Source organism: uncultured Muriicola sp. (assembly GCF_947258935.1).
Classification (GTDB): Bacteria; Bacteroidota; Bacteroidia; order Flavobacteriales; family Flavobacteriaceae; genus Muriicola.
Genome location: NZ_CAMYKH010000024.1, coordinates 21,834 through 43,436 on the forward strand (window position 1 = coordinate 21,834; position 21,603 = coordinate 43,436).

Below are 21,603 nucleotides of genomic sequence, written 5' to 3' on the forward strand. Positions count from 1 at the left end.
TTTATGGAGTTGGGATTCTCAGTATTTTTTGATCCGTCAGGTATTGTTTCAGGGCAATAAGTGCGGCAATTTCAGCTTCCTCATCTGCCTTTTGTTTTAGGATTTCAGGGGAGTAATAATTCTTTACAAAATGAGTGTCAAAATTTCCAGATCTAAAAGCTTCGTGTTCAAAGACAAATCGGCCAAACGGAAGTGTGGTTTGCACCCCGTCTACAATATAGGCATCAATGGCCTTTATCATGATCTGTATGGCCTCTTCCCTACTCTTTCCATAGGTGATCAATTTGGCTAGCATAGGATCATAATAAATGGGGATCTCCATACCTTCTTCAAATCCATTGTCTACTCGGATACCTTCCCCTTCTGGCAGCCGATAAGTATGTAGGGATCCTACGCTGGGTAAAAAATTAGAAAGAGGATCTTCCGCATAGACTCTGAGCTCTAAGGCATGTCCATTTATTTTTAAATCTTCTTGTTTCATGGAAAGTGCTTCCCCCCTGGCCACCCGGATCTGTAACTCTACCAGATCTACGCCGGTAATAAGCTCTGTGACGGGATGTTCTACTTGCAGGCGGGTATTCATCTCCAGAAAATAAAAATTAAGTTCCGCATCCATTAGGAATTCTACCGTGCCAGCTCCAAGATAATCACAGGCTCTGGCAACCTTGGTTGCCGCTATCCCCATCTCTTGTCTTTGTTCAGGACTAAGAATAGCCGATGGAGCTTCTTCCACCACTTTCTGGTGCCTTCGCTGAATACTGCATTCCCGTTCGAAAAAATAAAGAATATTGCCATGACTGTCGGCCATGATCTGTATTTCTATATGCCTGGGTGAGCTTACGTATTTCTCAATAAAGACCGAACCATCTCCAAAGGCAGAAGTAGCTTCAGAAATAGCCCGTTCCATTTGGGAAGCCAGATCTTTTTCCTTTTCTACGATGCGCATTCCTTTACCACCTCCACCGGCTGAAGCCTTAATTAAGATCGGGAAACCGATCTCTTTGGCAATAGATTTGGCCTTTTCTACCTCAGATATTGCCTCATCGATCCCCGGAACCATTGGAATATCATAGTGTTTTACCGCCTCTTTTGCAGCTAATTTACTACCCATCATCCTTATAGCCTTGGGTTTAGGCCCAATAAAGATAATTCCGCTTTTTGTGACAGCTTCAGCAAAATTTGCATTTTCACTTAAAAAGCCATAGCCTGGGTGAATCGCATCTACCTTAAGGCGTTTTGCCTCTTCAATGATCTTTGCACTATTCAAATACGACTGGTTAGATGGGGCTTCCCCAATCCACACGGCTTCATCAGCAAATTGCACATGAGGAGCATTCCGGTCTGCAGAAGAGTACACGGCCACTGTTTTTATACCCATTTTCCGGGCTGTTTTCATTACCCGGATTGCAATTTCTCCGCGATTGGCAACAAGTATTTTTTTCATTCTTTAAAGAGATTTACTCATAAGAGATCAGTAATTGTTTTTTATCTACCGTATCTCCTTTTTTAACAGCGATACTTTTGATGACACCTTCCCGGGGGGAGGTAATAATATTCTCCATTTTCATAGCCTCCAGAATAAGGAGGGGAGAATCCTCGGCAACCAATTCCCCTTCCTTGACATTAATATCGAGTATAAGGCCAGGCATTGGAGCCATTATATTACTTATGTTTTTAGTAGATCCGAGAGAAAATCCCATCTCGGCGATCTGTTGATCCAATTCATTCTTTAATGTAACCTCATAGGTCTCATTTTTAACTTTGATCAGATATGTGCGGTCGTGAAAGGTATTAGATATCACCTCCACAGCGAAGGACCTGCCTTCCTTTAACACATGGTATTTGGTTGAAGAGGTTTGAAGGGCATCGAGTGATACAAGGTCTTCCTCAGAAAAGGAAAACTCATAGGTCTCATTAACAGAGACTTTAAAGCGTTGAGACATATGCTATTTAAAATTTCAAGGTTGAGATGAAGGTAATATATAGAAAAAAAGAATGGTCGTAAAATTTTATTTTCTTCAGTCTGTGAAAGTTTACTAATTTGATTAAATCCTGGCAACTATGCCAAAAATAACTTTATAAAAATCTCAAATCTATGATTTGTATCATATTTTAACAGAGCAGTGAATTATACCTAAGTACACTAAAATGATACTGGTCTATACCAACAGATATGCATCCAAATCCTTATTTTTGAATAAAACAAAGCAAGTATGTTGATCATCGGAATTGCTGGCGGAACTGGCTGCGGGAAAACTACGGTAGTGAACCAGATCATCAATGAAATTCCAGAAGAGGAAGTAGGCGTAATTTCTCAGGATTCATACTACAATGACCTATCTCATTTATCATATGAGGAACGCAGCAAGATCAATTTTGATCATCCACGTGCCATCGATTTTGAATTATTGGGTGAACACCTCAGCATTCTACGAAAAGGCGAACCTATAGACCAGCCTGTATATTCCTTTCCTAAACACAATCGCACCAAAGACATCATCAGGACACATCCAAAAAAGGTAATGATCGTGGAAGGAATTTTGATCCTCACCAATCCGACAATCAGGCAAATGTTCGACATTAAAATTTATGTTCATGCAGATTCTGACGAGCGACTCATCCGTAGACTTAAACGCGATATAAATGAACGCGGAAGGGATATTGAGGAAGTAATCTCCCGTTACCAAACAACCTTAAAACCTATGCACGATCAGTTTATAGAACCTACCAAGGAATATGCAGATATCATTATTCCCAATAATAAATACAACACAGTGGCAGTAGACATTGTTCGCACTATTATAACTGATAAACTTACCTGATCGCTATGGGAATGAAAGATCTGAGAGCAAAAAAATGGTTTGGTGTTGTAACCAATATTTATGTTGTGGTCTTAACGGCATTTGTTATCTGGATGGTATTTTTTGATTCGATTTCACTGATTATACATTTAAAAAAACAGATCAAAACCCTTGAAAAGCAACAGGAATTCCTCAGAAGTGAAATAGAACAAGATAAAAAAACACTGGAAAAACTTTCAGATCCCAAAGAATTGGAAAAGTTTGCCAGGGAACATTATTATTTAAAAAAGAAAAATGAGGAGATCTACCTGATAGAATATGAGGATAGTCTAAAAAACAAACAGGATGACGATGAGCAGTAAGTTTTACAATTTTCCAGGTGTTTCCTCTAAAGCCTGGAAACAGCAAATACAGGCAGGGCTCAAAGGGGAAGACTACAACGACCGCTTGGTGTGGGAAGGTCCGGATCATATTAAAGTAAAACCTTTTTATAATTCCGAGGATCTTAAAGAGCATCCCCCTCATCCCGTACCTACTCCTACTAGCTGGAAGATTGGTCAGGTATGCTATGTTCAAAATGAGAAACCCGCTAATAAAAAAGCTGCCGATGCTCTATTGAGGGGTGCTGAGAGTCTGTATTTTATACTTCCTTCTCCAGAAGTTAATTTAGAGGAACTATTACTGGGAATCGATCTTTCGGTGGTACCCATCCATCTTGAACTGCGATTTATCTCTACTGAATTCACCGAAAAATTATCAAAGTTCAAAACACCTGATAGTGCCACTTTCTTTATCCATATGGATGTTTTAGGTAGCCTTGCGAGAACAGGGAACTGGCAACATTCCATGGAAAAAGATATGGGTTCCATGGTACAAATAGCAAAGGACTTGCCAGTTTTCCATACTGTCACAATAGATGGCGCACTATATCAAAATGCGGGAGCCAATCGGGTTCAGCAATTGGCCTATATGTTATCTCAGGCAAATGAATATTTGCATCTCTTTGGAAACCAACAGAACCCAGTAAACTTTCCTGAGCCCATCTTTAAGGTTGCGGTAGATTCAGATTATTTTTTCGAGATCGCTAAATTAAGGGCCCTCCGGCTCCTGTGGCAAACCCTGGCCTCCTCTTACAATGCTCCCGCAGGTTGTCATATTGTTGCACAGCCGAGTAAACGAAACAAGACCCTGTACGATTACAATGTGAACTTATTACGAACCACCACAGAATGTATGGCGGCCATCAATGGCGGGGCAGATACTATTTGTAATCTTCCGTACGATGCGATCTATCATAAGGATAACGAATTTGGAGATAGAATTGCCCGCAATCAGTTGTTGATCCTTCGAAATGAAAGCTATTTTGGAGAAGTTTCAAATCCCGCAGATGGGGCATATTATATAGAATCCCTGACAGATCAGTTGGCTGAAAAAGCCCTGCATCTCTTTAAAAACCTTGAAGCTTCAGGTGGCTTTCTAAAAGCCCTCAAGCAACATACAATTCAAAAGAAGATCAGAGAACAAGCGGAAAAAGATCAACAACAATTTGATAGTGGTGAACGAGTCTTAGTGGGGAGCAATGTATATGTGAATCCTAAAGATACCATGAAAGAGAATATTGAAATCTATCCATTTTTAAAAACCAAACCGGGAAAGACCCTTCTAGAACCTATTTTGGAAAAAAGGTTGGCAGAAACCATGGAACAGAAAAGACTTGACAATGAATAGGAAAGACGTACAAGACCTCCAATTACACTCAAATGGATCGCCAAAAGGGCGATCGTCTAAAAGTGATTCTTTTCATTTTGCTGAAGGTATCGATGTACACAAACAGTATACCAAGGAAGAAATAGACGCTATGGAGCATCTCGATTTTGCTGCAGGTGCGCCACCTTTTCTGCGAGGTCCTTATGCCACCATGTATGTGCAAAGACCCTGGACCATACGGCAATATGCCGGTTTTTCTACTGCTAAAGAAAGTAATGCCTTTTACAGAAGAAATCTTGAAGCTGGGCAAAAAGGCTTATCTGTGGCCTTCGATCTTCCCACCCATAGAGGATATGATAGCGATCACGAACGTGTAGTTGGCGATGTTGGGAAAGCCGGTGTAGCTATAGATTCTGTAGAGGACATGAAGATACTTTTTGAGGGCATCCCCCTAGATAAGATGTCGGTTTCAATGACCATGAACGGCGCCGTTTTACCCATAATGGCTTTCTATATCGTCGCTGCAGAAGAACAAGGAGTTTCACCTCAATTGTTAGCGGGGACCATTCAAAATGATATTCTTAAGGAATTCATGGTGAGGAATACGTACATCTATCCTCCGGGGCCCTCTATGGAGATCATTGCAGATATTTTTGAGTACACCAGCAAATACATGCCTAAATTTAATAGTATAAGCATCTCAGGCTACCATATGCAGGAAGCCGGAGCCACTGCAGATATTGAATTGGCGTATACGCTGGCAGACGGATTGGAATACATCAGGACCGGATTAAAAGCAGGATTGGATATAGATACCTTTGCCCCCAGACTTTCCTTTTTTTGGGCCATTGGAATGAATCATTTTATGGAGATCGCCAAAATGAGAGCAGGTCGTATTCTCTGGGCTAAAATTATCCAACAATTCGAACCTAAAAACCCAAAGTCGCTCGCCCTCAGAACCCATTGCCAAACCAGTGGGTGGAGTCTCACAGAACAAGATCCCTTTAACAACGTGGCGCGGACCACCATTGAAGCGGCGGCGGCAGCTTTTGGGGGTACTCAAAGCCTTCATACAAATGCTTTGGATGAGGCTATTGCCCTTCCGACCGACTTTTCCGCGAGGATCGCCAGGAATACGCAGATATATCTGCAAAGCGAGACCAACATAACAAAAACGGTAGATCCCTGGGCAGGAAGTTATTATGTGGAATACTTAACGGATGCCTTAGCCAAAAAAGCCTGGACTCTTATTGAAGAAGTAGAGGCATTGGGTGGTATGACAAAAGCTATTGAAGAGGGCATCCCAAAAATGCGGATAGAGGAAGCGGCGGCCAAAAAACAAGCCCGAATAGACAGCGGAAAGGATATAATTGTTGGTGTAAACCAATACCGCCTGGAAGAGGAAGAACTTATGCAGATCCTGGAAGTAGACAATGCCGAAGTTCGCAGGCAGCAAGTTGAGCGACTCGAAAAAGTAAAAAAAGAACGAGATAGTAAAGCAGTGACCAAAGCCCTGAATGCTCTTACTACTGCTGCTGAGAACAAAGGAAAAGACCTGAAGGATAAAGCTGAAAATAATTTGTTAGCTTTAGCCATAGATGCTGCAAGGAAAAGAGCTACCCTGGGTGAGATCAGTGATGCTCTGGAAGTTGTCTTCAAGAGGTACAACGCAAAAATTCAAACATTTTCAGGAGTGTATTCCAAAGAAATAAAAGACGATAAAAGCTTTAAAAAGGCACGTGATCTTGCCGATGCCTTTGCTGAAATGGATGGCAGACGTCCCAGGATCATGATCGCGAAAATGGGACAGGACGGGCACGACAGAGGGGCCAAGGTGGTAGCCACCGGATATGCCGACCTTGGGTTTGATGTAGATATTGGTCCATTGTTCCAAACTCCGGCCGAAGCCGCTAAACAAGCTGTTGAGAACGATGTGCATATACTGGGAGTTTCCTCGCTGGCAGCAGGTCATAAAACCCTGGTACCACAGGTTCTGGAGGAATTAAAAAAGTATGGCAGAGAAGACATTATGGTGATCGTAGGTGGCGTGATTCCAAAACAGGATTATCAATACTTGTTCGATGCTGGCGCCGTAGCAGTTTACGGTCCCGGAACCAAAATCAGTGAAGCAGCCATACAGATCCTGGAAATACTCTTAGACACGGATAAATAATTCGCTACCTGCCACAAAGTAAGTTGGGTGTTTACATTAGGTTCCCAATTCATAAGTTATTCACTTTGTGTTAACAAAATACATTTTTTGGCTAACCAAATAATCGTATTTTTAACCCCTAACTTACTATGATGATGGGCAAAATAATTGCTATTGCAAACCAAAAGGGTGGTGTTGGTAAAACTACCACTACCGTAAACCTCGCTGCCTCGCTGGGTGTTTTGGAGAAAAAAGTACTTTTGATTGATGCAGATCCCCAAGCTAATGCCACTTCCGGCCTTGGTATTGATGTTGATACGGTCGAATTAGGAACCTATCAAGTACTGGAACACACAAAATTGGCCAGGGAAACTATTATTAAGACTTCCTCTCCTAATGTTGACCTTATTCCTTCACATATTGATCTGGTTGCTATAGAAATAGAACTGGTAGATAAGGAGGACCGGGAATACATGATGAAACAGGCTATCAGGGAGCTCAAAGAAGAATATGACTATATTCTGATAGATTGTGCACCATCCCTGGGGTTATTAACGCTTAACGCTTTGACAGCTGCAGATTCAGTGATCATCCCAATACAGTGTGAATACTTCGCACTGGAAGGTCTTGGGAAATTATTAAATACGATTAAAAGTGTTCAGAGGATCCATAACCCGGATCTGGATATAGAAGGATTGTTACTCACCATGTATGATTCGCGTTTACGCTTGTCTAATCAGGTAGTAGAAGAGGTTAAGAAACATTTTTCGGACATGGTCTTTGACACCATCATTCAACGAAATGTTCGCCTCGGAGAAGCGCCCAGCTATGGGGAGAGTATTATAAAATATGATGCCAGCAGCAAAGGGGCTATCAATTATCTCAACATGGCCAACGAACTTCTCAAGAAAAATAAGGAGAAAGTATAATGGCGAAAGCAACACGAAAACAAGCGTTAGGACGCGGACTTTCTGCCCTCTTAAAAGATCCGGAGAATGATATTAACTCCGTTGCTGATAAGAATGCAGACAAAGTTGTCGGGAATATTGTTGAACTGGAATTAGATGCGATCGATGTAAATCCTTTTCAACCCAGATCCAACTTTAACGATGAAGCACTTCAGGAATTGGCCTCTTCCATTAGAGAACTAGGGGTCATACAACCTATAACTGTTCGAAAACTCGATTTTAATAAATACCAGCTGGTCTCCGGAGAGCGTCGGTACAGAGCTTCCAGATTGATTGGTCTGGAAACCATCCCTGCGTACATCCGTATTGCCAACGATCAGGAATCCTTAGAAATGGCCTTGGTTGAAAATATTCAACGACAAGATCTCGATCCCATTGAAATTGCACTTTCATACCAGCGATTAATTGAAGAAATTGAGCTTACCCAGGAGAAGTTAAGTGACAGAGTGGGTAAAAAAAGATCTACGATCACTAATTACTTAAGATTATTACGATTAGATCCCATTATTCAGACAGGCATTCGAGATGGATTCATAAGTATGGGCCATGGCCGTACCTTGGTGAATGTTGAACGTCGTGAGGATCAATTGGAGATTTACGAACAGATCATAGGCGATTCGCTTTCTGTGAGGCAGACGGAGGAATTAGTTAGAAAATACCATGATTCCGGAAGCATTACTAAGAAGTCTGGCTCCAAATCTATTCCTAAATCGAGGTATATCGTTCAAAGTGAAATAGACCTATCTCAATTTTTAGAAACCCCGGTAATTCTTAATACTTCAGACAATGAAAAAGGCAAAATGACCATTTCGTTCAAGTCCAAGGAAGAATTACACCGAATCAAAAAATTGATCACAGGTGAATAAGCGATCTTTTTTTTTTGCTGTCCTTCTCTGTTGTGTTGCTTTCATAAATGCACAGGACAAAAAGACATCAGCAGATTCACTTCGCACAAATTTTAAAGAAAAAGGGATTGTCGTTGAGGGCAAAATAGAAAAGAAAAAGGTAGATCCGCTTGGCCCTAGCAAAGCTGCTTTTTACTCTGCCATTCTTCCAGGTTTGGGACAAATCTATAACAGGCGATATTGGAAACTGCCCATTGTCTATGGAGCTATTGGGACCGGAGTATATGCCTACGTGTACAACGATGATCTGTACGACAGATTTCGAACTGCCTTTAAAAGGCGTAGAGCGGGGTTTATAGATGATGAGTTCTACGATGTAAATGGCAGCGGCATTGTACCCGGTAGTCCGGATCTTTCGGATGAAGCTTTACAAGATGCACAGGAACGGTATCAGCGAGATAGGGATCTTGCACTTCTTATCACTATTGGTTTATACGCTTTTAATATCATTGATGCCAATGTGGACGCGCATTTAAAGCAATTCAATGTAGACGATGACCTAAGCTTGGATATAAAACCCTACTTGGAATATCATCCAATAACTTCCGATCCCAATTACGGCATTGCCTTAACTATAAAATTTTAGTCTTTGAGAATAGCACTGTTCGGGTATGGTAAAATGGGTAAAATGATCGACCAGATCAGCCAAAAAAGAGGCCATAATATAGTGGCTCGTATAGATGTGGGCAGCACGGAAATTGATTACAACAATATGGATGTGGCTATAGACTTCAGTGTCCCTGAATCTGCAGTTAACAATATCAAAGGGTGCATTAAGGCAGGGGTCCCTGTCATCTCTGGAACCACAGGATGGTTAACCCAGTATGAGGAGGTAGTGGATCTGTGCAAAAAACAGCAAGGAGCTTTTTTGTACGCGTCTAATTTTAGCCTGGGGGTCAATATATTTTTTGAGCTCAACAAGGTATTGGCCGGGATGATGGCCAACTTAAAAACCTATGAAGTATCTATCGATGAAACCCATCACATTCATAAAATAGATGCTCCCAGTGGTACAGCTATTACACTTGCTGAAGGGATCATAAGTAAAACTGACTTTACCAAATGGGCGCTGGAGCATAGCGGGAAAAATATCCTTCCTATTCATTCTCATCGAGAAGGCGAAATACCGGGAACTCACGAAGTTAGTTATTCGGGTATTGAAGATCAGATAAGTATTAAGCACATTGCACATGGCCGGGAAGGATTTGCCCTGGGGGCTGTGGTGGCTGCCGAATGGATTCAGGGAAAGAAAGGTGTTTTTAGTATGAAAGACGTGTTAAACCTGGGTTAAAAATGGTAACAAAATGATACCTTGCCGCGTCTAACAGAAAAAATAAGCAAGAATGAACGCTACACAGTGGATTCTATTTATTCTACTAATTCAGGTGATCCATTTTTTAGGAACCTGGAAACTTTATATAAAAGCAGGTAGGCAGGCATGGGAAGCAGCAATTCCCGTTTACAATGCCATCGTTCTTATGAAGATCATCAACAGGCCCGGCTGGTGGGTGATCCTCTTGTTTATTCCTATCATTAACTTACTCATGTTTCCTGTAATATGGGTGGAGACCATCCGTAGTTTTGGGCGAAATAGCTTGATTGATACCTGGCTGGTGATCCTAACCCTGGGATTCTACATATATTATGTAAACTACAGTTTAGATGTAGAACACTTAAAGGACCGTAGTTTACACCCCAAAAGTGGCACAGGTGAATGGGTAAGTTCCATTGTTTTTGCCATAGTGGCAGCCACCCTTGTACATACGTATTTTATTCAGCCATATGTTATTCCAACAGGATCCTTAGAACGCACTTTGCGTATAGGGGATCTGCTCTTTGTAAGCAAATTTCATTACGGTGCCAGGACCCCTATGACCACCATAGCGGCACCTATGGTGCATGATACACTTCCCTTTGTTGGTATCCGATCCTATTTGAATAAACCTCAACTCCCTTATTTAAGACTTCCCGGATTCACCAAAGTTGATAGAAACGACATTGTGGTTTTCAGTTGGCCCGCCGATACTGTACGAGCCTTTTTTAAAAGGGAAAAAGGAGTCATAAAACCGATCGATAAGAAATCTAATTATGTTAAACGGTGTGTTGGTCTCCCAGGGGATTCTTTAGAGATACGCAATGGTTATGTCTATATCAATGGGGATCAGCTTGTTCTTTCAGACAGGGCCAAACCCCAATACGATTATACCCTGTACGCTCAGAAAGGGGTCTCTTCCCGCTTGTTGATAGAAGCTGGCGTGTCAGAATTCAATAGAACTTATGTTGCACAGTCGTTGAGTCCGCAACAAAGCAATGCCCTGCGCACATATGGTTACGGGGTTTATGATCAAAATAATCCCCCGGTGATACTTACGGATAGCAAAGGAATTACAACCGACATTATACGTGCCTTGCGCCTTTCCCTAAGAGAGATAACGGATAGAGAGCGGCAAGCTACTTTAACGGACGAGATGGTGGATAAATTACGCTCCGATCCTCAGATCGATTCAATCGTCAAAATACTTGAACCAAAAGGAGTTCCTGGTTATAACATCTTTCCACAAAATGAGGTATATCAGTGGAACAATGACAACTTTGGACCAATTTATTTGCCAAAAAAAGGAAGCACAGTTGCACTTAGTCTTAAGGTGTTGCCCCTTTACAAAAAGATTATTCGGGACTATGAAAGCAACACGGTAACAGTATCCGGAAACCAGGTTCTCATCAATGGCAAGGTAGCAGACAATTATACCTTTAAACAAGATTATTACTGGATGATGGGTGATAACCGCGACCATTCAGAAGACAGCAGAACCTGGGGTTACGTTCCGGAGAATCATATTGTTGGCACACCTATTTTTATTTGGTTGAGCTTTGATAATTTCAACGAAGGTATTGCCCATTGGAAACCCAGATGGGATCGTATCTTTACCACCGTTAATGGCAAAGGTGAACCCGTTTCCTATTTTAAATATTTCCTAATGGCTTTGGTTGCCTGGTTTGTATTCGATTTCTTCAGGAAACGTAGAAAAAAGATAAAGTAACCCCTAATGAAAATAAGGGTTAGGTAAATGATGCATATGGATCCTCTGATTTTACTTCATCCTACTTATTTTCCCAACATAGCCAGTATGGCACTACTTGCACAAAGGAAATGCCTATGGGAGGTTTGTGATTACTTTCAAAAACAAACCTACAGGAATAGAACGTATATCTGCACGGACCAGGGGAAACATATGATGACAATCCCCATAAAACATGTAGGTGGAGAACAGGGCAAGCAGTTTTACAGAGATGTAAAAGTAGATAACCAATATCCCTGGCAACGACAACACTGGCGCACGCTACAAACTGCATACAGATCTTCGCCATTTTTTGAATATTACGAGGATGAACTTGCTCCGTTATTTAAAGACAGCTTTGAGTTCTTACTCGATTTTAACCTTAGATCTATTGAGCTGGCATGTGAACTTCTTCAACTGGATATACCTTCATCTAAAACAACGGTCTATGATCCTAATCCTAACAATTTCATAGATATGCGATGTATGGTCAATGCTAAAAAATCAGTCTCATTTTATCCGCCTCCGTATACACAGGTGTTTGTTGAACGTCATGGGTTTATAGGTAACCTAAGTATTCTAGACCTACTCTTTAACGAAGGAACGGCAGCACCGACCTATTTAGAAGAGGTTTCCTTATCTTTTCTCAATGCTTAGATTCGTGCTCCATTATGGAATTCATTTTATGCTTCCCATTGCGGTGGGTTTCCTTTTCTTTAAAGAAAACCGAGCAAGGATCATTTTAATTATGCTGGCTGCCATATTGATAGATGTAGATCATCTGCTGGCTACGCCTATTTTTGACCCCAATCGATGTAGCATCAACTTCCATTTTCTGCACCAATATTGGGCTATGGTGTTGTATGTTATTTTCCTTTTTGTAAAACCCCTAAGAATCATCGGGATTGGCTTATTGATCCATATGCTGGCAGATGGAATAGATTGTCTTCTTATGATTTAAATAGACGGAGCAGCGGGTGTTATGAATCCTCCTTGCCTGCTTTGAAGAGGAAATCCTTCTCTGCTTTGGAAAGGCTTTCATAACCAGATTTGCTGATCTTATCCAGAATAGCGTCTATCTTACGTTGTCTGCTTTCTTTGTCGTAATCTACTTTAGATTTGGCCGCACTCTTTGCTTTCCGGTAGACAGTTTTCATAGGTGCTTTTTTCTCGCTGGGTTTAAAGAATGCCCCCAGAGCATCTAGCATCTTGGAAAAGCCTTCACCTATATCCTTCCCTTTCGTTAATTGCCTGGCGTATACATATCCCAATAAGGCCCCTCCCAAGTGAGCCAGATGCCCTCCTGAATTACTGGCCGGGATTTGGATAAGATCTACAAACACAAAAAATGCTCCTATATACCACAACTTTACATTAAAGAAAAACACCCTTACTACCTGGTTCGGTATATAGGCACAAATAAATATCAAAACGGCTGTGACACCTGCCGAAGCACCTATAATGGAGGTATTAGATCCCATAAAGACGGGGAAGATATTGTAGCTTACTACAAAGAGTAAGCCGCCAAGGATGACGCCTAAGAAGTAAACATTGATCAGTTTCCTGGCAGAAAATAAATTCATAAAGATCCTACCGGAAAAATATAACAACAGCATGTTCCAGAACAAATGGAAAAAATCTGCATGGAAAAAGGAGTAGGTAATAATAGACCACGGTTGCGTAATGTAGGTCATTAGGTTTACCGGAAGTTCAAACCATTGTGAAATGGCATTTTTGCCAAAGCCAAGAAGAAAAGGCAGTAGTGCGTTTAAAATAAAAACAGCCACATTAACAGCAATAAGCTTTTCTGCTATGCTTAGTCGGGCATATTGATATCTAAGTCCTCCTGTGCTCATCTAATTCCACCTATTTTTATTGAACTGCTTCTTTTTCCAATACCACATCATTATAAATCCAAATAGGGCACCTCCTACATGCGCAAAATGGGCTATCCCCTGTCCAAAGATAGAGTATCCCGTAACACCAGAAAATAAGTCGAGTCCAATTAGCACTGGAATAAAATACTTTGCTTTGATAGGTACAGGTAGAAAAATAAGAAAAAGTTCACTGTTAGGAAAAGACATCCCAAACGCCACCAGAATACCATAGATTGCCCCTGATGCCCCTACTGCAGGCGTAGAGTATGCCATTAGGAAATTATCTATAGTGCTCTTAGATGCCAGGTTATACCAACTGGGACTAAATTTCCCCTGTGAAATAATGTCTATGACCTCCGCTTTGGCCATTCCCGAATTTAAAAGGACATCCATGCCTTCAGTAAAGTAGTAATAGTTCACTGCCGTGTGAATAATGGCTGCCCCGATCCCGGCAGAAAAATAAAAGAATATGAATTTATTTTTGCCCCACATTTGTTCCAAAGGTGATCCAAAGGCCCATAGAGCGTACATATTAAAGAGGATATGCATAAATCCACCGTGCATAAACATATGGGAAATAACCTGCCATAAGGCAAAATTTTCATTCTCCGGGAACCAAAGGGAGAACCATTGAAACATTTGCTCTCCGTAAAGGCTGGTAGCCACAAAAAAGAGGATGTTGATTATCAGAAGGTGCTTAATGGCCCCGGTGAGTCTTCCCATTTAGTTGAATTTTTTATCAATTTCGTTTTCAGATAACGTAATAAAGATTGGTTTATTAAACGGACTCAGCAGTGTTTCCTTACATGCAAAAAGGTCATTTACAAGGGCTAATTGCGATATACTGTCTAATAAATCGCCTGTTTTAACCGAAAGTGACTTACTCAGTGCCTTGGCCAGCATGTCTGATTGTGAAAAATCGGTCGACTTGCTTTCCATTGAACATTCTGAAATAAGCTGATCCAATACTAGTTCGGCTTCCTTTTCTGCCACCATAGGAGGTAAACCTTTTATAACGAGTTGTTCTTCCTGTTCATTACCAAAGACAAATCCCAAAGCATGTAAATGATCTTTCATTTGATGCAGTATGGCCATCTCACCTTTGGAGAAAGATAAAGAGATAGGGAACAAAAGTTGTTGACTTAATGTCTCTTTTAAAGTCATGCTTCGCAAGAACTTTTCGTATAACACGCGTTGATGTGCCCTGCTTTGATCTATGATAAGCATGCCGGATCTAATGGTGGTAACAATATATTTTCTTCGAAGTTGAAAAGTGGTGGAATCATTTCCTTCGGGTTGTTCAGACTGGGGGAATATAGAACCTGAAATGGTCTCTGATTCATAGTGGACACTACTAAAAGAATCTTTTCTACTTGCCTTAGATTCCATACCCACATAAAGATTCTCCCATCCTTCAGCGGAGGCTTTCTTGTGAAATCCGCCAGGTGCAGATCTGCCAGTAGATTCCTGAAAGGGATTAAATCCGGGATTCACGGTAACACCGGGTAGATTGGCTTCCTTGTTTTGATAGGCATAAGGCGTCTCTAAATTTTGATCCTTGTCAAAATCTATCATAGGGGCTAAGTGAAATTGCCCAAGGCTGTGTTTCACAGTTGCCCTTAAAATCGCATAAAGCGTTTGCTCATCATCGAACTTTATTTCAGTTTTCGTTGGGTGGATATTAATATCTATAGAGGTAGGGTCTACCTTCAGATATAAAAAATACCCGGGATGCGACTCAGGTTTAATGAGACCTTCAAAAGCCGAAAGTATGGCATGGTGGAGGTACGGACTTTTGATAAACCGATCATTGACAAAGAAAAATTGTTCTCCCCTGCTCTTTTTGGCAAATGATGGCTTGCAGATAAACCCTTCAATGCTTACTACTTGTGTTTCTTCCTGAACAGGTACCAATTTTTCATCGGTCTTGTGGCCAAAGATCTGAACTATACGTTTCTTTTGAGAATGAGATGTTAGGTGAAATAACTCACTTCCGTTATGAAAGAAATAGAAGTTGATCCCCGGATGAGCCAGTGCCACTCGGTGAAACTCATCTGTGATATGCCTGAATTCTACCTGATTCGATTTTAAAAAGTTACGGCGAGCGGGAATATTATAAAAAAGATTTTTTACTGATATAGAAGTGCCCTTTGGTGTTACAATAAACTCCTGAGAGACTACGGTGCTGCCTTCAATTTTTAGATGCGTTCCTACTTCTTCATCCTCGGGCTTTGTATGCATCTCTACATGGGCAATTGCTGCAATGGAGGCAAGAGCCTCTCCCCTGAATCCTTTGGTATGTAATTTAAAAAGGTCTTCTGCACTTCGGATCTTTGAGGTTGCATGACGTTCAAAGCTAAGTCGGGCATCTGTTGGACTCATCCCAATACCATCATCCACAACCTGGATCAGCGTTTTTCCACCCTCCTTCACAATAAGTTGAATGGTACTTGCACCGGCATCCACAGCGTTTTCCAACAACTCCTTAACCACAGAAGCAGGTCGTTGCACTACCTCTCCCGCTGCTATTTGATTGGCCACATGATCTGGCAAGAGTTGTATGATATCTGCCATTAGTTGTTTAGGAATATGGATAGATCAAAATCAATAATGTAAAGAAAAATAAAGATAAGTACAGCTATGATGATGAGCATTCTCAATTTATAATATTGATCGCCTCCTCTGCGGAGATCAGACATAGCGTGGTTCAATTTAGACTTGATACCTCTGGGAGTTTCAACCGTTGAACGAAACTTGTCTAATTTTCGTTCTATTTTATAGGGATTTCCTTCCCCTTTATCATCGAAATATCGTGGTGTATAATTGTATTTTTTGTTCTTGCGCAGTTTCGTAAATCGTCCCATAATGCTCCTCCGTCAAAGGTACTTAAATATAAAAAAAGTGTAGAACCATGGCTCCCAAAATTTGTTAACACCAGGAGGAAAAATTCTGCAACAGTAATTACATAAAAAGATTGATCTGGAAAGGTAGTAATTTTAATGGACTGGGGTCAACTAGTTAGATAGATCCCAGCGCAGCCATTTTAATGGCCGCAATAGCAGCTTCTGTTCCTTTATTTCCGTGTTTGCCACCGCTTCTGTCCTGGGCTTGTTGCAAGGTATCATCGGTTAGAACACAAAAGATCACTGGCGTCGTAAATTGAAGGTTGAGATCTTTGATCCCTTGTGCAGTGGCACTGCACACAAAATCGAAGTGCATAGTTTCTCCTCGTATCACACTTCCAATTGCAATGATCGCATCGGGCTTTTCTACCTGTATCATCTTTTTGCAACCAAATGTAAGTTCAAAACTTCCAGGAACATCCCAGCGGAGAATATTTGTCTCCTTAACCCCACAATCAACCAAAGCACTGTGAGCCCCTTTATAAAGTCCTTCTGTTATTTCGGTATTCCACTCAGATACCACCAGACCAATCTTGAAATGATCTGCTTTTGGTATACCGTCCTTATCATACTCTGATAAATTTCGGTTTGCAGTAGCCATCTTTATTGGGTTTGAGCCATTCCTATGAAAACATCGATCGTTCTTGCCTCATCCGAATTTGGAAATTCATCCTTGATCCGTTGAAAATAACCGAGTGCTTTCTCTTTTGTTCCAAGCTCTAAAGCAGCGATCCCGGCTTTGTATAAATACCTGGGTGTTGTAAGTTCATTTTCATCATGTGAAAATGCTTTTACATAATAGGCAAGTGCATCTTCTGTTTGTCCAAGTTGAAGAAAAGAATCCCCAATGCCTCCAAGGGCCAGAGAAGCTGTAATTTCTTCATCTGCAGATACCTTTTCCAAATACTCAATTGCCTTGTCATATTGTTTTAACTCCTTATAGGCCATTCCGGCAGCGTAGGTTGCAATATTGGCGGACGGAGTGCCAGAATACTCTTCTATGATATCCAAATACCCATATTTCCCTTCGGCACCATTAAGGGCTAATAAAAACAGTGAATCTTTTTCCGCAGTGCTTTGTAGGGCTTCGTTAAAATATTGGTTGGGATATAACATCTCATTAGCAGCACTTGCGTTCTTTGGTTCTTGTACAAACTGATAGTACCCCAAATATCCTAAAACGGCCACGGCAATGACCCCAATGACCCCAAGAATGTAATTCTGGTTACGGGCTACCCATTGCTCTGAGCGCGAAGCACTTTCATCTAATGTGCTGAAAACTTCAGCAGTTGTGCTGCCTTGTTCTGTGCGTGCTCTTTCCTCTTCCTTATTTTTCGGCTTGTAACCCCTCTTTTTATATGTTGCCATAGTTCCATCAATTGATCGCGCAAAAATAAAGTTTTATTCCAAAACCGAAGGGTATTTATTTGTTATTTTTGGATATTTACGGCCCCAAAATCAATTTCAACAACCCTTTGAATGTTTCTTCAAAATATTTCTCTTCTTAATTACAAGAATTTTAGCGATGTAAACTTTGAGTTCGATGCTAAAATAAATTGCTTTGTAGGAAATAACGGAATTGGCAAAACCAATTTGCTCGATGCTATTTATCATCTGGCATTTGGGAAGAGCTACTTTAATCCCATAGCCTCACAGAACATTAAACACGGTACCGATTTTTTTGTGATCGAGGGGATTTTTATGCTGAACGAGCGCGAAGAGAAGATCGTTTGTTCTTTAAAACGCAATGTTAAAAAAGTAATTCGAAGAAATGGGAAAACCTATGACAGGCTATCAGATCATATTGGTCTTCTTCCGCTGGTAATCATCTCACCTGCAGATAGAGATCTTATCATTGAAGGGAGCGATACCCGCAGGAAGTTTATGGATGGGGTTATCTCACAATCAGATACTGAATATCTGCAAACCTTGATGAGCTATCAAAAGGTATTGGCTCAACGAAACGCATTGTTAAAGTATTTTGCTGCCAATCACACTTTCGATCAGGAAACTTTAGACATTTACAATGAACAATTACATTCTTACGGTCAGGTGATCTATGAAAAAAGAGCTTCGTTCATTGAAAAATTTGTTCCTATTTTCCGGGAACAATATAGCCTAATATCGGGTGATAGTGAAGATGTGAATCTGGTCTACAACTCACGCTTACACGATGCGGATCTAAGTTCCCTTTTAACTTCAAATATTGATAGGGATAGGGCACTGCAGTATACCAGTGTAGGAATTCATAAGGATGACCTCGATTTTGAGATCGGTGGGTATCCTATTAAGAAATTCGGAAGTCAGGGCCAACAAAAATCATTTTTGATCGCTTTAAAATTTGCACAATTTCATTTCCTGAAGGTCCTGGTAAAAACCACTCCCATTTTATTATTGGATGATATTTTCGACAAGCTCGATGAAAATAGAGTTGCACATATTGTTACCTTAGTAGAGGACAAGAATTTTGGTCAGATCTTTATAAGCGACACCCATGCGGAACGAACCGAAAAGATCATCAAAGAAATTCATCAATCCTATAAGATATTTCCCCTGTAAAATGAGACATCTATCCATTATTTTAGCCTGTATACTCCTGTATTCCTGTGGCGATCCGGTCACCAAAGAGGACCTCACCTTTCTAGATGGGTATTGGGAGATCAAACAGGTTAAATTCCCAAATGGTGATACCAAGACCTATGAAATAAATGCAACCGTCGATTACATTGAGGTAACAGGCACCAAAGGGTATCGCAAAAAGGTTCAACCGCTTATTGACGGAAGTTTTGAAACTTCTGATGATGCGGAGTACTTCTCCATATCAGAACGAGACGGATCTTTTTTTATGGTTTATAAGAGCGCCATGGCTGACTGGGAAGAGGAGATCAAAAGCATTGCGGAAACTGAGCTCAGGCTCGTGAATGAAGAGCAAATTACCTATATTTATGAACGTTTTCAACCCATAACATTAGAGTAACTTGGTTCGTAAAAAGAACAATATATCGCTTGGAGAAGCCTTGAAAGAATTTATTTCCACCAATAAATTGCAAAAGGGTATAGACAAGGTGCTCGTAAAGGAAGCCTGGGTTTCCCTAATGGGAAATGGGGTTAATAATTATACCACAGCCATTGATCTGCGAAACAGCACCCTTTTTGTTTCCCTCTCCTCCTCAGTACTCAGGGAAGAATTAAGTCACGGAAAATCTAAAATAATAGCCCTTTTAAATGAAGAACTAGGGCGGGAAGTGGTCACTAAGATCGTCTTGCGATAAGTAGAAATAAATCCGCTTCCAAAAATAACAAAAGGACCTCCGTTAGAAGGTCCTTTTTATTCTATGATCAATAATTTTTAATAGATCTCTCTTCCTGAAAAATGAAAACCACCTTCTATAGCGGCATTTTCATCACTATCTGATCCATGGACGGCATTCTCTCCTATATCTTTGGCAAACAACTTTCGGATAGTTCCTTCCGCTGCCTCAGCAGGGTTGGTGGCCCCTATAAGTGCCCTAAAATCTTCTACAGCGTTCTCCTTCTCCAGGATCGCAGATACAATGGGCCCTCTTGTCATAAACGATACTAATTCCCCAAAGAAAGGACGTTCCTTGTGAACCGCATAAAATTCCTGGGCATCGCGTTTGCTTAATTGAGTGTATTTCATAGCTATGATCTTAAAGCCTGCGGAGGTGATCTTTCCTAAAATAGCCCCTATATGGCCATTCTCAACCGCATCGGGCTTGATCATGGTAAATGTTCTTTTTCCTGTCATTCTAAAAAATTTTCGGCAAAAATACACTTTCTAGATGCAACCTACAACATTAATACTGTTGTGTTAAGGCATTCAGGATCTTGCCTTGATCGCCTACCATCTTCATTTGTACTTCCTTTGATGCAAGATTGAGCGTTAGTAACCCAAAACTTTTCTTAGAAATCACTTCACCTATTCTATACGGATTGGGTTCTCCCGAATAACTAGAATAAACATGAGTTAGGCCGCTACTAGTAAAATCGATCAGTGGATACGATAGGCCCGGAACTATAATTTCAGAGAATTCTGAGATATGACGATCTCCTGAAAGTATGATGACCCCACTGGCACCCGATTCTTTGATTAGTCCATTAAGTTTATCCACCTCATGCGGAAAATTCCCCCAGGTCTCAAATCCATGTTCGGCAGACAAGAATTGTATACTGCTTACTAAAAGGTTGAAATCAGCGTTTGAATTCCGCAATTCCGCCTCCAACCAAGCCCATTGGGTCTCGCCCAATACAGTACCCTGTCCGTAGATTCCAGGCTGGTAGCGTTTTTTCTTGTCTGCTGCCGGGGTCAATGCCGATCTAAAATAGCGTGTATCCAGAACCAGGATCTTTACCGAACCCGCGGGAAGATCATATGTATAACTAGCATAAACCCCTTCCTTCTGCCTACGTGGGCTATCTGAAGGAACGTCCATAAAATCTAAAAATACCTGCTGACTAGCTGCTTTTGAAGTAAACTCCACACCCCCATCATTCAAACCGTAATCATGGTCATCCCAGGTCCCAATTACCTGAACTTGATCACATAAAGCTTTATATCCCTGGATCTCCTTCTGAACATTGAACATTCTGGCAATTTCTGAAGCCTCACCGGTATCGGCATAAATGATGTCCCCTCCCCATATCCAAACATCTGGTTGGGCGGCCAAAACATCATCCCAGAGATTGTTTTTTACCGTATGCTTATTGCAAGAACCAAAGGCAATTGTGAAAGAATCCTGGGAGGGAAGCGGTTGATCCTGAATCTGGCTAATTTTACAACCAAAGAACAAAATTATTATTACCGAAAAGAAAGAATATTTGGATAGCGTCATTATAAAAAGAAACTTTAATATTTTAAATGTAAAATATTTGATTGTTAACCCAATAAGTAGTAGCTAAAGATATCTTTTATTTAACTTTAATCGAAGTTAGCCGCGTAGCAAATTCATCAATACTTCGCTTCAAATAACTCAATTCCCTTGTTAATTTGGTCGTTTTAAACCACTTTGGTATTTGCATTTTGTATTAAATTGTATCTTTGCACCCATGAAATCAGCCGATGTTGGGGCCCTTAAAACCCTGCTTAGTAGTCCCCAAAAAATAGTGATCATTCCCCATAAGAATCCAGACGGCGATGCCATAGGCGCTGCTTTGGCCTTGAATTTCTACTTAAAATCAACAGGGCATAGCGCAACTGTCATAACCCCAAA

Annotated in this window: 24 protein-coding genes; 14 read left to right on the forward strand and 10 right to left on the reverse strand. The window is 40.9% G+C overall.

The genetic code is table 11. From position 1 onward, the window contains the following. Position 1 precedes the first annotated feature (1 nt). Both accC and Q0X72_RS06145 read right to left on the reverse strand, forming a co-directional pair. Positions 2-1,444 carry an acetyl-CoA carboxylase biotin carboxylase subunit gene (accC, locus tag Q0X72_RS06140; RefSeq protein ID WP_297762927.1) on the reverse strand — a complete coding sequence of 481 codons (1,443 nt, stop codon included), beginning with the start codon at positions 1,442-1,444 and terminating at the stop codon, positions 2-4. Positions 1,445-1,457: 13 nt separating this feature from the next. After that, a complete protein-coding gene (locus tag Q0X72_RS06145; protein WP_297762928.1) occupies positions 1,458-1,943 on the reverse strand; it encodes an acetyl-CoA carboxylase biotin carboxyl carrier protein subunit in 486 nt (161 codons plus the stop codon). Between the two features lie 270 nt (positions 1,944-2,213). Between Q0X72_RS06145 and udk the strand changes: the two genes are divergently transcribed. From udk to Q0X72_RS06200, 11 genes are all read left to right on the forward strand, one after another. Continuing rightward, positions 2,214-2,822: a uridine kinase gene (gene udk, locus Q0X72_RS06150; protein ID WP_297762930.1), complete on the forward strand. Its 609-nt coding sequence runs from the start codon at positions 2,214-2,216 to the stop codon at positions 2,820-2,822. Positions 2,823-2,827: 5 nt separating this feature from the next. Further along, the gene (locus Q0X72_RS06155; protein WP_297762932.1) at positions 2,828-3,163 is read left to right on the forward strand and encodes a septum formation initiator family protein; all 336 of its coding nucleotides are present in this window, start codon (positions 2,828-2,830) and stop codon (positions 3,161-3,163) included. Further along, entirely contained in the window at positions 3,153-4,529 is a 1,377-nt protein-coding gene (locus Q0X72_RS06160) for a methylmalonyl-CoA mutase subunit beta (protein WP_297762935.1), read from the forward strand. Before Q0X72_RS06155 ends, Q0X72_RS06160 begins: the two co-directional genes overlap by 11 nt. Next, on the forward strand, positions 4,522-6,681 hold the full coding sequence (scpA, locus tag Q0X72_RS06165; RefSeq protein WP_297762938.1) for a methylmalonyl-CoA mutase: 2,160 nt from the start codon (positions 4,522-4,524) through the stop codon (positions 6,679-6,681). The genes Q0X72_RS06160 and scpA overlap by 8 nt, the downstream gene beginning before the upstream one ends. 134 nt (positions 6,682-6,815) lie before the next feature. Further along, the gene (locus Q0X72_RS06170; protein WP_297762983.1) at positions 6,816-7,589 is read left to right on the forward strand and encodes an AAA family ATPase; all 774 of its coding nucleotides are present in this window, start codon (positions 6,816-6,818) and stop codon (positions 7,587-7,589) included. Then, a complete protein-coding gene (locus Q0X72_RS06175; protein ID WP_297762940.1) occupies positions 7,589-8,494 on the forward strand; it encodes a ParB/RepB/Spo0J family partition protein in 906 nt (301 codons plus the stop codon). Before Q0X72_RS06170 ends, Q0X72_RS06175 begins: the two co-directional genes overlap by 1 nt. Beyond that, entirely contained in the window at positions 8,487-9,119 is a 633-nt protein-coding gene (locus Q0X72_RS06180) for a DUF5683 domain-containing protein (protein WP_297762942.1), read from the forward strand. Before Q0X72_RS06175 ends, Q0X72_RS06180 begins: the two co-directional genes overlap by 8 nt. Positions 9,120-9,122: 3 nt before the next feature. After that, on the forward strand, positions 9,123-9,824 hold the full coding sequence (dapB, locus tag Q0X72_RS06185) for a 4-hydroxy-tetrahydrodipicolinate reductase (protein ID WP_297762945.1): 702 nt from the start codon (positions 9,123-9,125) through the stop codon (positions 9,822-9,824). A gap of 52 nt (positions 9,825-9,876) precedes the next feature. Then, the gene (gene lepB / locus Q0X72_RS06190; RefSeq protein ID WP_297762947.1) at positions 9,877-11,574 is read left to right on the forward strand and encodes a signal peptidase I; all 1,698 of its coding nucleotides are present in this window, start codon (positions 9,877-9,879) and stop codon (positions 11,572-11,574) included. 36 nt (positions 11,575-11,610) lie between these two features. After that, entirely contained in the window at positions 11,611-12,249 is a 639-nt protein-coding gene (locus Q0X72_RS06195; protein WP_297762949.1) for a WbqC family protein, read from the forward strand. Beyond that, positions 12,242-12,553 carry a DUF6122 family protein gene (locus Q0X72_RS06200; RefSeq protein WP_297762951.1) on the forward strand — a complete coding sequence of 104 codons (312 nt, stop codon included), beginning with the start codon at positions 12,242-12,244 and terminating at the stop codon, positions 12,551-12,553. Before Q0X72_RS06195 ends, Q0X72_RS06200 begins: the two co-directional genes overlap by 8 nt. A 19-nt stretch (positions 12,554-12,572) precedes the next feature. On the opposite strand, the gene Q0X72_RS06205 is transcribed toward Q0X72_RS06200, so the two are convergent. The 6 genes from Q0X72_RS06205 to Q0X72_RS06230 all read right to left on the reverse strand — a co-directional run bounded on the left by Q0X72_RS06205 (position 12,573) and on the right by Q0X72_RS06230 (position 17,740). Continuing rightward, the gene (locus tag Q0X72_RS06205) at positions 12,573-13,448 is read right to left on the reverse strand and encodes a rhomboid family intramembrane serine protease (RefSeq protein ID WP_297762953.1); all 876 of its coding nucleotides are present in this window, start codon (positions 13,446-13,448) and stop codon (positions 12,573-12,575) included. Continuing rightward, positions 13,449-14,192: a rhomboid family intramembrane serine protease gene (locus Q0X72_RS06210; protein ID WP_297762956.1), complete on the reverse strand. Its 744-nt coding sequence runs from the start codon at positions 14,190-14,192 to the stop codon at positions 13,449-13,451. After that, positions 14,193-16,043 (reverse strand): DNA mismatch repair endonuclease MutL, encoded by a 1,851-nt coding sequence (mutL, locus tag Q0X72_RS06215; protein WP_297762959.1) that lies wholly within the window; start codon positions 16,041-16,043, stop codon positions 14,193-14,195. Continuing rightward, positions 16,043-16,333 carry a riboflavin synthase subunit beta gene (locus tag Q0X72_RS06220; protein ID WP_297762962.1) on the reverse strand — a complete coding sequence of 97 codons (291 nt, stop codon included), beginning with the start codon at positions 16,331-16,333 and terminating at the stop codon, positions 16,043-16,045. Before Q0X72_RS06220 ends, mutL begins: the two co-directional genes overlap by 1 nt. Before the next feature lie 154 nt (positions 16,334-16,487). After that, positions 16,488-16,973, reverse strand: a complete 486-nt coding sequence (gene ribH / locus Q0X72_RS06225; RefSeq protein WP_297762966.1) for a 6,7-dimethyl-8-ribityllumazine synthase — start codon at positions 16,971-16,973, stop codon at positions 16,488-16,490. A gap of 2 nt (positions 16,974-16,975) precedes the next feature. Then, on the reverse strand, positions 16,976-17,740 hold the full coding sequence (locus Q0X72_RS06230) for a tetratricopeptide repeat protein (protein ID WP_297762968.1): 765 nt from the start codon (positions 17,738-17,740) through the stop codon (positions 16,976-16,978). Positions 17,741-17,851: 111 nt separating this feature from the next. Here Q0X72_RS06230 and Q0X72_RS06235 point away from each other — a divergent pair, with 111 nt between their 5' ends. Genes Q0X72_RS06235 through Q0X72_RS06245 form a run of 3 tightly spaced genes read left to right on the forward strand, consistent with a single transcriptional unit; the run spans position 17,852 to position 19,644 of the window. After that, positions 17,852-18,931: a DNA replication/repair protein RecF gene (locus Q0X72_RS06235; protein WP_297762971.1), complete on the forward strand. Its 1,080-nt coding sequence runs from the start codon at positions 17,852-17,854 to the stop codon at positions 18,929-18,931. 1 nt (position 18,932) lies between these two features. Next, complete coding sequence (locus Q0X72_RS06240; protein ID WP_297762972.1) at positions 18,933-19,349, forward strand: hypothetical protein; 417 nt, start codon at positions 18,933-18,935, stop codon at positions 19,347-19,349. A gap of 1 nt (position 19,350) precedes the next feature. Next, a complete protein-coding gene (locus tag Q0X72_RS06245) occupies positions 19,351-19,644 on the forward strand; it encodes a DUF721 domain-containing protein (RefSeq protein WP_297762975.1) in 294 nt (97 codons plus the stop codon). Between the two features lie 77 nt (positions 19,645-19,721). Here the strand turns inward: Q0X72_RS06245 and Q0X72_RS06250 are convergent, their stop codons facing one another. Beyond that, positions 19,722-20,141, reverse strand: coding sequence for a nucleoside-diphosphate kinase (locus Q0X72_RS06250; RefSeq protein WP_297762978.1), 420 nt, complete (start codon positions 20,139-20,141; stop codon positions 19,722-19,724). A 49-nt stretch (positions 20,142-20,190) separates the two neighbouring features. After that, positions 20,191-21,225, reverse strand: a complete 1,035-nt coding sequence (locus Q0X72_RS06255; RefSeq protein WP_297762981.1) for an alkaline phosphatase D family protein — start codon at positions 21,223-21,225, stop codon at positions 20,191-20,193. Positions 21,226-21,603: the final 378 nt, after the last annotated feature.